Origin of the sequence: Stenotrophomonas sp. NPDC077420 (assembly GCF_044543385.1) — a bacterium.
In the GTDB taxonomy this organism is placed as follows: domain Bacteria; phylum Pseudomonadota; class Gammaproteobacteria; order Xanthomonadales; family Xanthomonadaceae; genus Stenotrophomonas.
In genome coordinates this window covers 18,665-32,917 of sequence record NZ_JBITVZ010000019.1, presented here as the reverse complement: position 1 = coordinate 32,917, position 14,253 = coordinate 18,665, and the positions used below count along the sequence as shown (strand labels likewise).

The following is a 14,253-nucleotide window of genomic DNA, read 5'->3' as shown; positions in this document are numbered from 1 at the left end:
GGGGGCCGGCCCAGCAACATCGACTCCCGGCGTTGCGGTTTGCCGGAACTGGTCGCATCGGTGAAAATCGGGGCATCCCCCAAGCTGCGAGCCCCGATGCACCATGACACCGACCTGATCAACATCGTCGCCGTTGGCCTTGGGCTCGCCTTCATCCTGGGTGCGCTGGCCAACAAGCTGCGGTTGTCTCCGCTGGTCGGTTATCTGGTTGCAGGCATCTGCGTAGGACCGTTCACACCCGGCTTCGTCGCCGACCAGGCGCTGGCCAACCAGCTGGCCGAAATCGGCGTGATGCTGCTGATGTTCGGCGTGGGCCTGCACTTCTCGCTGAAAGACCTGATGGCGGTCAAGGCGATCGCCATCCCCGGTGCCATCGGGCAGATCCTGGTGGCCACCCTGCTTGGCTGGGGGCTGGCCTGGCTGATGGGCTGGCCGGTGATCCAGGGCGTGGTGTTCGGCTTCTCATTGGCCACCGCCAGCACCGTGGTGCTGCTGCGGGCCATGGAGGAACGTCGGCTGCTGGAGACCCAGCGCGGCAAGATCGCGGTGGGCTGGCTGATCGTCGAAGACCTGGCCTGCGTGCTGGCGCTGGTGATGATGCCGGTGCTGGCAGGCGTGTTCGGCCCAGACGCGGCCAATGAAACGCATACCTTGGGCAGCGTGCTGGCCAGCATCGGCTGGACCTTCGTGCAGCTGGGCCTGTTCGTGGCGGTGATGCTGGTGGTCGGGCGGCGGGTGATCCCGTGGATCCTCGAACGCATTGCCGCCACCGGTTCGCGCGAACTGTTCACGCTGTCGGTACTGGCCATCGCGCTGGGCGTGGCCTTCGGCTCGGCCATGTTGTTCGGCGTGTCGTTCGCGCTGGGCGCGTTCTTCGCCGGCATGCTGCTCAACGAATCCGAGCTCAGCCACAAGGCCGCCAACGATTCCCTGCCGCTGCGCGATGCGTTCGCGGTGCTGTTCTTCGTGTCCGTAGGCATGCTGTTCAACCCGGCCATCCTGATCGAGCACCCCTGGCAGGTACTCGCCACCGCGGCCATCATCATGTTCGGCAAGTCTGCGGCCGCCTTTTTCATCGTGCGTGCGTTCGGCCATCCCAACGGTACCGCGCTGACCATTTCGGCCAGCCTGGCGCAGATCGGCGAGTTCGCCTTCATCATCGCCGGCCTGGGTGTCAGCCTGAAGATCCTGCCGCCTACCGGCCAGGCGCTGGTGCTTGCAGGGGCGCTGATCTCGATCATGCTCAACCCGCTGGTGTTCGGGCTGCTGGACCGCTGGCTGCTGAAGCACCAGGAAACTCCCGCCGCTGCCGTGGAAACCGAGCTGCCGCCCGGGCCGTCGCTGGACCTGCACGACCACGCCATCGTGATCGGGTACGGGCGCGTGGGCAGCGCACTGGCCCAGGTGCTGCGCGACCGCGGCGTGCCGGTGCTGGTGATCGATGACAACAAGGAGCACGTGGCCGAGGCACACGCCGCCGGCCTGCCGGCCATCCGTGGCAGCGCCGCCTCCGACCGCGTGCTGGGCGAAGCCCATCCCGAACGCGCCAAGATCGCGGTGCTGGCGATTCCACAGCCGCTGGAAGCAGGCGAAACGCTGGCCAAGCTGCGCGCGCTCAACCCGGGCCTGACCCTGCTGGCCCGCGCGCACAGCGATGCCGAGGTCAAGCACCTGCTGGAACACGGCGCCGACGGCACGGTGATGGCCGAACGCGAACTGGCCTATTCGCTGGCGGAAATGGTGATGGCCACGCCGCCGTACCGCACGCTGGGAAAGAACGCCATTCCCGTGGTCTAGGCCCCCAGCGGCACGCAGATGTCCGCACGCAGGATGGCCTCGGGCACCTCTTCCGGGTCGTCGAGGTAGTGGTAGTAGAGCGGCGCATCGCGCAGCGCGCGGCCACTGTCGGGCCACCACTGCCGCAGCAGCGCGTCGGTGGCCGCTTCCAGCCCGGCGTAGCTGCCCACGTGGCGCAGCACGGCATGGTCACCGCCGCCCAGCCGCAGCATCCGCAGCGGTGGCGGCGGGGCCGCCACACCCGTAGCAAAGCCCATCGCGCAGTCGAATTCGCAGGCCTGCGCCGGCACGTCGCGATGATCGTTGAGGGCGATTCCGATCAACTGCTGCAGCTGGTCGGCCAGCCCTTCGCCCGCTGCCCAGGCAAACAGACGGCCGAATGCCTGGTCCAGATCGTCGAACGCACCGCGGGTGCGCAGCGCCACCACGTCGAACGGTTCCAGGGTGAGTACCCGTACCTGCAGGGCGGGCTCTGCTGGCGCACTGTCGGCGGCCGGCCGCGCCAGGCGCTGCTGGCACTGCGCACGCAGCGATGGGTCGTCGCGCAGCGCGCTGGGCGTCGCATCCAGCATCTGCCTGCAGATCCGTGCCAGCGCCTGCGGGCTCTCGTAGCCGGACTGCAGGGCCACATCGGTCACCCGGCTGCCCGGCTTGCCCAGCAGGTGCAGGGCCTGCGCCAGGCGCAGGCGCAGCACGGTGCGCCCGGGGGTCTCGCCGGTCAGCGCGCGGTACAGGCGATGGAAGTGGTACGGCGACTGGTGCGCTATCGCCGCCAGCGCATCCAGTTCGGGCAGCGGATCGCCGGCACGCAGGCAGGCCTGCAGGTGGGCGATGACGCGGTCGATACCGTGGCGCTGACGGATCTGGACGAGACGGCTCATGGCGGGCTCCTTGCGGGACAGGATTGCAGCGTGACCCTCCGCGCGCCGCAGCGCGTGTCGGATCTTGCGCACCTGAGCGCGGATCGTAGCGGTTCGGCGCCCTCCGGTGTGATGGCGATCCGGTCCTTACTGAGCACCGCGTTGCGGAAGCGGGCCCGGGGGTGACAAACGCAACTACTCCCATGGGCAAGTCCGGCACGCGCGTGCACTGTGCATCGCACCGGCGCCCCGCCACCTGTACCGCAGCGGCCACGGCGCTCCCTCAACGAGGAGGTTGTCATGCCGCTCGATATTTCGTTGGTCCGTCGCGCCCAGGGCGAGTTCAACAACAGGATCGCGCAGCCGCGCGGCGTGCAGGCGCTGCCAGGCCGGCCGGGCCCGCTGACGGTACGCAACGGCCAGCAATGGCTGGTTGCCGCACTGGCCCTGTCCTCGGCAATGGCCATCGGTCGCATGCCGCCGCGCGGCGTGAGGGCGCCGGCGGGCGACCCGGCACCGTTGCCGGGCGCCAGGGCGCAGGGCGGGATCGACCACCAGGCCGTGCCGATGCTCGGCGATGCGCCAACGGCGCCGGTGGTCGCACTCGAACATATCGCCAATGGCGCCACGCTCGGCTGCATCGCGTCCCCGCGGCACTGTCCGCAGACGCTGGCCGCCAGCCTGCTGACCTTCGGCGCGCTGACCGCCAGCACGCTCGGCGGCGGCGCGCTCGGTTACGCATTTGGGCGTTCCAATGCGCCAGCGGCCCGCTCGGACGCGTCGCGCGCGTCGTCCCCGTCCCTGCCGCAATCGCTGTATGCGCTGTTGCCGGACGAACAGCGCATGCAGTTGCTGCAGATCGTGCGCGACTGCGGCACCGACACCGCCGCCTGCACCGCGCCGGCCATCCACGACCTGCTGGAGGCACTGCCGGCCGATGTCCGCCACCGCATCATGGCCACGCTGGGGGTGGCCCAGCACCGGGGCACCCACCGCCACGGGGGCTGGCCCAGTGGCGCCGATGCCGCCGCCCTCGCGCCGGCCCTGGACTGGATGGAATGGGCTGCCGCCCTGCTGGGCAGCGCGGTGACGCCAGCGCAGGCCGCGTTCCAGCTGGATCTGGAACAGATCGCGCAGGCCACCCTGACCGGTCAGGCCGGGCTGACCACCGGCGCCGAGCGCGAGGCGGCCGCCAACCGCGCCCGGTTCGCGACCCTGCGTGAGCTGCTGCAACGTGATGGCCACGCCCTGCAGCAACTGCCTTTCAACGGCACCACGCATGACAGCTTCGGCTTCGGTACCGACTACACAGGCTGCAACCTGATGCTGGAGTTCAACGGTGCCGGCGCACCGGCGCATACCTTGATGGTGCTTGCGCATGGCGACATGACCGGGGCCCGTGAAGGCTCCAGCGGCGCCAGCGACAACGGCACCGGGCTGGCCGCGCTGCTCGCGCTGGCGCGCAGGCTGGATGCACTGACCCTGCCGCCCGGGGTGCGCGTGCAGCTGCTGGTGACCGACCTCGAGGAGCGCGGCATGCTGGGCGCCAAGTCATATGCGGCCGACTGCGTGCAGCACGCCAACTGTCCCGATGTGGCGCTCAACCTGGACATGATCGGCCGTGGCGACGGCATGACCCTGTCCGGCAGCGATCGCCATCACCTGTACATGGACGGCGATTCGCGCGCACTGCAACCGGCCACGGCCACGGTTGCCCCTGCAGAAGCCCATCTGCGCCAGCTGCTCGAACGTGCGGCCGCCAATGTCGGGCTGCGCGTCCATGCCAGTCCGGACTGGGTGATGCAATCGGACCACATCGCCTTCCAGCGCAAAGGAATTCCAGCGCTCGGCATGAACCTGGCCGATGCATCCGACCTGCCACTCGAGCGCGACATGCAACAGGCGCGCGCACAGCTGTTGCTGGCCAGCGACGGCGTTGATTGGTCGCGTTTCGAGGAGTATCTGGACGGTACGCTGGAAGCCGCGCAGGTGCCAGCGATGGATCGCGCGCTTGACGAAGTCGAGCAGGCCAGGCGCACGTATTTCGCACTTCCGCTGTCGCCCGGCATGACGCGCATCCACAACGGGCAGGACCAGCTGCACCAGGTCCACCCGGAACGCGCGATGGCCGCGCTGGCCGTGCTGGAAGCCGCCATCGACGCATGGCTGCAGCAGCCCACGGCGTAATACCCCTGCCCGGCCCGTGCCGGTCGGCTGGCGCTGCCTTCCTGCATTGCCGACCCCCTGCCGCACGCGCTGGGCACGTTCCCGCACCCTTGCCAATGGACACCCCCCCATGCCTGTCGACTCCGCCGCCGTCCACCACCGCCGAACCCAAGGCGAATTCGCGCGACGACTGGGGGGCCGCCAGCCGATGCAGGACCACCGCCGGCACGCGCGTTTCGGTGTTCCTCCACCGCCACTGCTGAACGTTCGCAACGGCGCTGGCCTGTTTACGGTCGCGCTGCTGCTGGCCACGCTGCCCGACGCGTCCGGCACCGGCCAGCGCGACGCGCCCCGGCAGGCCTCGGGATGGCTGCCCGGCGCCAGCGCTGCCGCGCCAGAGCCGAGCTATCTGGCCGTGCCGGTCAATGAACCGCTTGAGCACATTGGCAATGCCGCCGCCGGCTGCCTGGTGCTGCCGCGCCGGTGCCCGCAACTGCTTGCAGGCGCGGCGCTGACGACGCTGGGCAGCGCGGCGGTGGGTGGCTGGCTGGGCTGGCGCGCCGGTCTTGCGGCGGGACGTGACCGGTGCGAACAGAACCGCGACAGCGCGCCGACGGCGGGTGCCCTCACGCAGCAGACCGACACGGCCGACGGCCTGCCCGCACCGATGCGGTTCACCCCCGCCGACCTCGATCCTGCCCACTCGCCCTGCGACTCGCTGTACGACCATGTCAACGCGCGGTGGCAGGCCACCGCAACACGGCCAGACGACCAGTCGCGCTGGGACGTGCCGGCCATGTTGCAGGACCGCTCCCTGGCCCTGCAGCGGCGCCTTGCCGAGCAGGCCGCCCGACTCGAGGTGCCCACGCCCGCGGAACGCATCGTCGCCGATCTCTGGACAACCGGGATGAACCAGCACCGGATCAACGCAGAAGGCATCACCCCGCTGCGCGATGAACTCGACGCGATCGACGCGCTGCACTCGCCGGCCCAGATCGAGTCCCATCTGCATGCCCTCACCGCCGCCGGGATCAACCCGGTCTTCGGCTTCGGCGTGGACCGCGACATGGACGCGCGCGACACGCAGATCGCCTATGCATTCCAGGGCGGGCTGGGACTGCCGGATCGCAGCTATTACCTGACCGACGACCACGTCGAAGCCGCGCTGGGCTACCGCGCCCATGTCGCCCATGTGCTGCGCCTGGCCGGCGATGCGCCGGCCGACGCCGAGCGCCAGGCCGATGCGGTACTGGCACTGGAACGCCGGTTCGCCAATGCGTCGGCGCCGTGGGAGGAGTTGAACGCCAACCTCACCCATTACTACCACCCGGTCACCCTGGCAGAGGCCGACGCGCTGACCCCCGGGTTCCGCTGGAGCGCGTTGTTCCAGGCGCTGGGCGTGGATGCGCCCGCCCGGTTCTCGTTGGCCACGCCCGGATTCCACCAGGAGGTCGCTGCGGCGTTGATGGAGGAGGATGCGGCCAGCTGGTGCGCCTACCTGCGCTTCCACACGCTGGATTCGGCCAGCCCGTTCCTGGGCGACGACTTCGTCCGGGCCCACCACGCGTTCCACGCGCGCACGTTGCAGGGCCAGGACGCCATGCCACCGCGCTGGAAGCAGGTGCTGGCCGCCATCGAGCGGGTGGCGGGCGAAGCGATCAGCGAGCTGTATGTGCCGGTGGCGTTTCCCGCTGAAACGCGCGGGGCCGTCACTGCGCTGGTCGAGCAGATCACCGCCGCACTCAAACGTCGCCTGCAGGTCGTGCCGTGGATGGATGCGGAGACGCGCGCCGCCGCCCTGCGCAAAGCCGAGCGGTTCCGGACGCGCATCGGCCACCCCGAACGATGGCCCGACTGGTCCGGACTGCACACCGAAGCCTGCGGCTACCTGCGCAACCTGCGCCGCGCAACCGCGTTCGTACAGCGCCGGGAACTGGCGCGGCTGGGAGCACCCGTGGACCCGTCGACCTGGCGGATGACCGCGCAGACCGCCGACGCGTATTACGACATGCTGGAGGATGAACCCTCCATCGCCTTCTCGGCCGCGCTGCTGCAGCCGCCCTACTTCGACATCGACGCCGGTCCCGTCAACTACGGCGCGATCGGGGTGGTGATCGGGCATGAGCTGTCGCATGCGTTCTCTGCCGAATCCAGCCAGTTCGGCACCGACGGGCGGCTGCAGGGTTGGTGGAGCGACGCCGACCACCAACGCTACGCCGACCTGTCAGCGCGCCTGGCGGCACAGTTCGACCAGCAGCAGGTCGATGGCGTGGCGATCAACGGACAGCTGACCGCCAGCGAGAACATGGCCGATCTGGGTGGGCTGTCCGTCGCCCTGGATGCGCTGCTGCATGTCACCGACAACCAGACCGATCCGGTGCCCGACCGGCTGGCGGTCGTGCGGGACTTCTTCATCGGCAGCGCGGTGACCCACCGCCGTCTGCACTCCGCGCAGCGGCTGCGGCAGGACGCGGAAACCGACGTGCATGCCTTTGGCCCCGCGCGCGCCAACGTGGGCCCAGCCAACCTGCCGGCCTACGCGCAGGCGTTCAACTGCACGCCGGGAAGCCCGATGACCCGCACAGATGCCGAGCGGGTGGTGTACCTCTGAGCTTTCCGGCGCTCGGTTGCCGCACCTCACATTACAAACTGCCAGCTGAACGTGCATACTCCGCGACGGTCGCCGGGGACGCCTCCGGCGACATCGCAGCAGGGGCGGGGTCCCTGCGCTTGTCATCAAGGGACGGAAAATGCGCAACGCCTTACGCATTCTGCTGGCAGCGGGCCTGCTGTCGGGGAGCTTCGCCTGCCTGGCCGAAACGGCCACGGGCACGTTGGTCATGGAAGTCGAGAAGCTGCAATCGGACGTGCCGCTTGGCAAGGAGCTGCAGGAACTGATCCGCACAGGCGGGGTCGACTGGGGCATCAAGGGCAACGAACTGGTGCTCACCGTCGTCGATCCGCGTTACCTGGAGTTCGACTACGGGTTCACCACCCGCTATGGCTACCGCCATGCGCTGCAGTTGCCGGTGGGCACCTACCGGGTAACTGCAGTAAGCCGTGAACCGCGCCGCAGCTACAGCGAACAGCGGCTGCTGGAGCGCGCCACTTTCTTGAACCGCAACGTGGCCTCGTTCACGGTCGAAGCGGGCAAGACGATCACCGTGCAGGTCGCGCCGGTGATCCTGGATGAAGAAGCCCTCAACCCGGCGGTGTTCATCCCGACCCTGTTCGCCAGCGTCTCCGACGCGGGCGGTACCGTACCGGGCGGCGCAGCGCCCCGGCCGAAAGCGATCACCCTGCGCGACGAGAGTTCCACCGCCTGGCCGGATTACCACGGCCCCCTGAAGTTCATTCCACGCTGACCAAGGACGACACATGCGTTTCGCCATCCGTTTTGCATTGGCCACTGCACTGCTGCTGGGCAGCTTCATCTGCTCGGCTGAAACCGGCGCCGGCACCGGCACGCTGGTGCTGGACCTCAAGCCGTTCCGTTCCGAAGTGGCGCTCAAGCCCAAGATCGAATCGCAGCTCAAGACCGGCGGCATCGAGTGGGGGCTGCGCGATGGCCAGATGGTGGTCACCCTGCTCAACAAGCGCTTCGTCGATTTCGACGTCAACTACATGACCCGTTACGGCAGCACGCAGACGCTGCAGCTCCCTGCCGGCACCTACCGCCTGACCACGGTCGGGTTCGAACCGCACACCGGCTTCAGCGTGGAGAAAGTGCTGGCCAAGGGCGCCTACGTGAACCCGGACGTCCTGTCATTCACGGTGGAAGCCGGCAAGACCACCACGATGACCATGGAGCCGCTGATCGTCGACGAAGAGCGCACGCTGTTCGCCACCTTCTTCACCCCCACGCTGTTCACCACCGTGGCCGTGGAAGGCGCCCCCGACGACGCCGCCGGGCCTGCCGACCCGGTGGCACTGAATGTTCGGGACCAGCGCTCGATTGCATGGCCCGATTACAAGGGTCCGCTGAAGTTCGTCGCCAAGTAGGTACAACAAGGCCCCGGCATGACCGGGGCCTTCTCTTTCCGCATCGGGGGTGTGGCTCAGCCCTTGGCGAACGCCAGCTTGCCGTCGGCCGCGTCCACCTGGATCACATCGCCGCCAACGAAGTCCCCCGACAGGATCTTCTGCGCCAGCGGGTTTTCCAGCTGTGCCTGGATCGCGCGCTTGAGCGGGCGGGCGCCGTAGATCGGATCGAAGCCCACGTTGCCCAGCAGCGCGAACGCCGCATCGCTGACCTCGATGCGCAGGCCGCGTTCGGCCAGGCGCTTTTCCAGGCCCTGCATCTGGATGCGGGCGATCTGCTTGATCTGCGCCTTGTCCAGCGGGTGGAACACCACGATGTCGTCGAGCCGGTTGATGAACTCCGGGCGGAAGTGCGCCTGCACCACGCCCATCACCGCGGCCTTCATCTGCGTGTAGGCCTCCGGGCTGTCGTCGCTGGACATGTCCTGGATCTGGTGCGAGCCCAGGTTGGAGGTCATCACGATGACGGTGTTGCGGAAGTCCACGGTGCGGCCCTGCCCGTCGGTGAGGCGGCCATCGTCCAGCACCTGCAGCAGGATGTTGAACACATCGGTGTGCGCCTTCTCCACTTCATCGAGCAGGATCAGCGAATACGGACGACGACGGACCGCCTCGGTCAGGTAGCCGCCCTCTTCGTAGCCCACGTAGCCCGGAGGCGCACCGATCAGGCGCGCCACGCTGTGCTTCTCCATGAATTCACTCATGTCGATGCGGATCATGGCGTCGCTGCTGTCGAACAGAAACTCGGCCAGCGACTTGCACAGCTCGGTCTTGCCCACGCCGGTCGGCCCCAGGAACAGGAACGAGCCGCTGGGACGGTTCGGGTCGGACAGGCCGGCGCGCGAACGGCGCACCGCATCGGAGACGACCTTGATCGCCTCTTCCTGGCCGACGACGCGTTCGTGGAGCACGTCTTCCATGCGCAGCAGCTTGTCGCGCTCGCCTTCCAGCATGCGGTTGACCGGAATGCCGGTCCAGCGCGACACCACTTCGGCGATCTCCTCGGCGGTGACCCGGTCCTGCACCAGCTTGAACTCGGTGTTCTCCGCTTCCTGCGCCGCGTGCAGCTGCTTTTCCAGCTGCGGCAGCTGGCCGTACTGCAGCTCGCTCATGCGGCCGAAATCCTGGCGCCGCTGGGCGGCTTCCAGTTCCAGCTTGACCTGCTCGATCTGCTCCTTGATCTTCGTGGTGCCCTGCAGGGCGGCCTTCTCCGACTTCCAGATCTCGTCCAGGTCGGAGAACTCGCGCTCCAGCGCATCGATGTCGGTTTCCAGGTCGGCCAGGCGCTGCCGCGAGGCATCGTCCTTTTCCTTTCTGAGCATCTCGCGCTGAATCTTCAGCTGGATCAGGCGCCGTTCCAGGCGGTCCAGTTCCTCCGGCTTGGAGTCGATCTCCATGCGGATGCGCGAGGCCGCCTCGTCCATGAGGTCGATGGCCTTGTCCGGCAGCTGGCGGTCGGCGATGTAGCGGTGCGACAACGTGGCCGCGGCCACGATCGCCGGGTCGGTGATCTCCACGCCGTGGTGCACCGCGTACTTCTCCTTCAGTCCGCGCAGGATGGCGATGGTGTCTTCCACGCTGGGCTCACCCACGAACACCTTCTGGAAGCGGCGCTCCAGCGCGGCGTCCTTCTCGATGTACTTGCGGTATTCGTCCAGGGTGGTGGCGCCCACGCAGTGCAGTTCGCCGCGCGCCAGCGCCGGCTTGAGCATGTTGCCTGCATCCATCGCGCCGTCGGCCTTGCCCGCGCCGACCATGGTGTGCAGCTCGTCGATGAACAGGATGATCTGCCCTTCGCTCTTGGCCAGGTCGTTGAGCACCGCCTTCAGGCGTTCTTCGAATTCGCCGCGGAACTTGGCACCGGCGATCAGCGCGCCCATGTCCAGCGACAGCACGCGCTTGCCGCGCAGGCCTTCGGGCACTTCGTCGTTGATGATGCGCTGGGCCAGCCCTTCCACGATGGCGGTCTTGCCCACGCCGGGTTCGCCGATCAGCACCGGGTTGTTCTTGGTGCGGCGCTGCAGGACCTGGATGGTGCGGCGGATTTCCTCGTCGCGGCCGATCACCGGATCCAGCTTGCCGCTCTCGGCGCGCGCGGTCAGGTCGATGGTGTACTTTTCCAGCGCCTGGCGCTGTTCTTCGGCGTTTTCCGACTGCACGCTTTCGCCGCCGCGGATCTTGTCGATGGCCGCATCGATCCTGCTCTTGTCGGCACCGGCGGCGCGCAGCGCCATGCCCAGCGTGCCGCCATCGTCGAGCGCGGCCAGCACGAACCACTCGCTGGCGATGAACGCATCGCCGTGTTCCTGGGCCAGTTTGTCGGTCTTGTTGAGCAGCCGGTTCAGGTCGTTGCCGATCGACAGGTTGCCTTCCTGCCCGGAGACCTTCGGCAGGGCGTCCAGCGCCTCGGTCAGGCGCTCGCGCAGCACCGGCACGTTGACCCCGGCCTGGGCCAGCAGCGGGCGCGTGCTGCCGCCCTGCTGTTCCAGCAGCGCGGTCAGCACATGCACCGGTTCGATGATGTTGTGGTCGCGGCCCACGGCCAGCGACTGTGCGTCCGCCAGCGCCTGCTGGAAACGCGAGGTGAGCTTGTCCATCCGCATGGGGGTGTCCTCGATCAGAATTTCGCTGGCCTGGCCAGCACTATCAGACAGATGCGGTTACGCAGGTGTGTTTCAAGGGGGCATGAGAACCTATTCAGCCCATGGTCGACACCCCTGCCACGCCGCCGTCACGCCTGCTTGCCGTCCGGATGGAGAGGCTGGGGTTCCTTCGCGAGGAGCATGCACATGCATTACGAGTTGTACTACTGGACCGGCATCCAGGGCCGCGGTGAATTCATCCGGCTGGCACTGGAAGACGCCGGGGCGGCCTACACCGACATGGCGCGCGTGCACGGCGACGAGGTGATGCAGCCGTTCCTGGACGGAAAGAAGGACGGGCTGTCCCCCTTTGCCCCGCCGTTCCTGGTCAGCGGCCGACAGGTGATCGCGCAGGTGTCGGCGATCCTCGACCATCTCGGGCCAGAGCTGGGGCTGGTACCCGAAGCCGCCTCACGCCGGGTGCAGGCATTGCAGCTGCAGCTGACCATCGCCGACCTGGTCGCGGAGATCCACGACACCCACCATCCGATTGCGGCCTCGAAGTACTACGAAGACCAGAAAAAGGAAGCCAAGGCGCGCGCCGCGTCGATGCGGGGCGAGCGGTTGCCGAAGTTCCTCGGCTGGTTCGAAAGCGTGCTGGAGGCCAATGGCGGCCTGCATCCGCTGCGCGAGCACTCGTACGTGGACCTGTCGCTGTTCCAGCTGCTGAGCGGGCTGGACTACATGTTCCCGCGCCGCATGCAGGCACTGCGGCCGACGCTGCCGCTGCTGCATGCACTGAAGGACCGGGTGGAACGGCGACCGAACATCGCCGCCTACCTGGCCTCGGAACGCCGGTTGGCGTTCAACACCAACGGGATCTTTCGCCACTACCCGGAATTGGACGCGGACGCGTGACGCATCCCTTGGGCCGACCAACGGTCGGCGCTACCGAGCGGCTCAGACGGTGGCCTGTCCTGGTAGCGCCGACCGTTGGTCGGCCCAGGCGGTCTACGCCGCGTCCTTTTCCCTTGCGGGCACCGGAATAACCGACAACAGGGCCAACAGCACCGCCAACGCCACATACGCGCCCGCGAACTGCCACATGATCTGCTCCGGCAGGCCGTCCAGCGTCCACGGCAGGTAGATGCCACCGCGCGGGTCCACCGAATGGATCAGGCCGAACAGGGTGAGCGTGGCCGCGATCAGCAGGATCCCCGACGAGCGCAGCAGGCGCCCGTCGATCATCGCCACCACCGCCGCGATCCACAACATCGAGGTGATGATGAACCCGTTGCCCAGGGTGAAGATCACCGCCAGCTCCGGCAGCCCATGCCCGTCCAGCGTGGTGGTCATCGCCGCCAGCTGCGCCGGCGCGATCCAGCCCGGCGCCTTGATCGCCAGCAGATACGCCACCGACGGCAGGAAGCCCAGCACCATCGCGCCGGCATGCTCGCGCGGCGTGGCCTGGAAGGCCTGGGTGGTGATGTCGATCGCCACGTACACGATGATCGGGGCCAGTACCGCCAGCGGCAGCCACTGCACCAGCCCGGAGATCACCCCCAGCATGCCGCCGATGCCCACGAACAGGCCGGTCAGCAGGGTGTAGCCGCTGCGCGCGCCCATGTGCTTGTACGCCGGCTGGCCGATGTACGGCGTGGTCTGGGCCACGCCACCGCACAGCCCGGCCACCAGCGTGGCCACCGCCTCCACCAGCAGGATGTCGCGCGTGCGGTAGTCATCGCCGGCCGCGCGCGCGCTTTCGGAGACGTTGATGCCGCCCACCACCATCAGCAGCCCGAACGGCAGCAGCAGCGGAAGGTAGGTGATCGCGGTGGGCAGGCCGTCGATGAAGCCCAGTGTGGGCCACGGCAGCACCACCTGCAGCGGGGTCCACTCGGGCACCTTGAAGCCCGGTGCGCCCAGCCCGGCCAGGCCCAGCCCGTAGTACAGGACCGTGCCGAACACGAAGGCCACCAGCACGCCCGGCGCACGGATCGGCAGTCTGCCCTTGGCCACCAGCACGTACAGCAGCAGGCCCAGGGTGACGAACCCGACCACCGGCGAACGCAGCGTTTCCAGCAGCGGCAGGAAGCCCATCAGCACGATCGCGATGCCGGCAATCGACCCCAGCAGCGAGGCGCGGGGCAGCGCACGGGTTACCGCTTCGCCGAAGAAGGACAGCACGGTCTTGAGCAGGCCCATGATCACCAGCGAGGCCATGCCCAGCTGCCAGGTGGCAATGGCCGCATCGTGCGGCGCCAGTCCCTGCGCCTTGAAGGCGACGAACGCCGGGCCCAGCACCAGCAGGGCCATGCCGATGCTGGTCGGCGCGTCCAGGCCGAGCGGCATGGCGGTGACATCGTCGCGGCCGGTGCGAACCGCGAGCCGCCGTGCCATCCAGGTGTAGAGCACGTTGCCGACCAGCACGCCGAAGGCGGTGCCGGGGAACATGCGCCCGAACACCACATCCGCCGGGAACTGGAAGATGCCGACCAGCGCCATCGCGATGAAGCCCAGGATCGACAGGTTGTCGACCACCAGGCCGAAGAAGCCGTTGAGATCGCCGGCGACGAACCAGCGGGGGCGTGCGGAAGCGGGAGCGGAGGCAGGCATGCGGCGGGGGCACGGATGTGGGGGTACCCGATGGTAGGCGTTCATTGGCCCAGGCGACAGAGACATGGGTGGAACACCGGGGCACGCCCGCGCATCCGTACCGACCAACGGTCGGTACCTACCGGCGGGGCTGCCGCCGTGGGTCCGTACCGACCAACGGTCGGTACCTACCGGCGGGGCTGCCGCCGTGG

9 protein-coding genes are annotated in these 14,253 nt (G+C 68.3%); 6 read left to right on the top strand and 3 right to left on the bottom strand.

The genetic code is table 11. The features are described from left to right. The first annotated feature begins 96 nt into the window (after positions 1–96). The gene (gene ybaL, locus ACIGII_RS16470) at positions 97–1,797 is read left to right on the top strand and encodes a YbaL family putative K(+) efflux transporter (RefSeq protein WP_399639989.1); all 1,701 of its coding nucleotides are present in this window, start codon (positions 97–99) and stop codon (positions 1,795–1,797) included. On the opposite strand, the gene ACIGII_RS16465 is transcribed toward ybaL, so the two are convergent. Then, positions 1,794–2,678 carry a GyrI-like domain-containing protein gene (locus ACIGII_RS16465; protein ID WP_399639986.1) on the bottom strand — a complete coding sequence of 295 codons (885 nt, stop codon included), beginning with the start codon at positions 2,676–2,678 and terminating at the stop codon, positions 1,794–1,796. The two genes, ybaL and ACIGII_RS16465, sit on opposite strands and share 4 nt — an antisense overlap. A gap of 279 nt (positions 2,679–2,957) precedes the next feature. On the opposite strand from ACIGII_RS16465, the gene ACIGII_RS16460 reads away from it, so the two are divergent. From ACIGII_RS16460 to ACIGII_RS16445, 4 genes are all read left to right on the top strand, one after another. After that, positions 2,958–4,844: a M28 family peptidase gene (locus tag ACIGII_RS16460; protein ID WP_399639983.1), complete on the top strand. Its 1,887-nt coding sequence runs from the start codon at positions 2,958–2,960 to the stop codon at positions 4,842–4,844. A gap of 109 nt (positions 4,845–4,953) precedes the next feature. Continuing rightward, positions 4,954–7,434 (top strand): M13 family metallopeptidase, encoded by a 2,481-nt coding sequence (locus ACIGII_RS16455; RefSeq protein WP_399639981.1) that lies wholly within the window; start codon positions 4,954–4,956, stop codon positions 7,432–7,434. 139 nt (positions 7,435–7,573) lie between these two features. After that, the gene (locus ACIGII_RS16450; protein WP_399639978.1) at positions 7,574–8,188 is read left to right on the top strand and encodes a hypothetical protein; all 615 of its coding nucleotides are present in this window, start codon (positions 7,574–7,576) and stop codon (positions 8,186–8,188) included. 13 nt (positions 8,189–8,201) lie between these two features. After that, positions 8,202–8,825: a hypothetical protein gene (locus ACIGII_RS16445; protein ID WP_399639975.1), complete on the top strand. Its 624-nt coding sequence runs from the start codon at positions 8,202–8,204 to the stop codon at positions 8,823–8,825. Between the two features lie 56 nt (positions 8,826–8,881). On the opposite strand, the gene clpB is transcribed toward ACIGII_RS16445, so the two are convergent. After that, positions 8,882–11,467 carry an ATP-dependent chaperone ClpB gene (gene clpB / locus ACIGII_RS16440; protein ID WP_399639973.1) on the bottom strand — a complete coding sequence of 862 codons (2,586 nt, stop codon included), beginning with the start codon at positions 11,465–11,467 and terminating at the stop codon, positions 8,882–8,884. A 186-nt stretch (positions 11,468–11,653) separates the two neighbouring features. Here clpB and ACIGII_RS16435 point away from each other — a divergent pair, with 186 nt between their 5' ends. Then, on the top strand, positions 11,654–12,364 hold the full coding sequence (locus ACIGII_RS16435) for a glutathione S-transferase (protein ID WP_399639971.1): 711 nt from the start codon (positions 11,654–11,656) through the stop codon (positions 12,362–12,364). Between the two features lie 93 nt (positions 12,365–12,457). On the opposite strand, the gene ACIGII_RS16430 is transcribed toward ACIGII_RS16435, so the two are convergent. After that, a complete protein-coding gene (locus ACIGII_RS16430) occupies positions 12,458–14,062 on the bottom strand; it encodes a hypothetical protein (RefSeq protein ID WP_399639970.1) in 1,605 nt (534 codons plus the stop codon). Between the last annotated feature and the right edge of the window lie 191 nt (positions 14,063–14,253).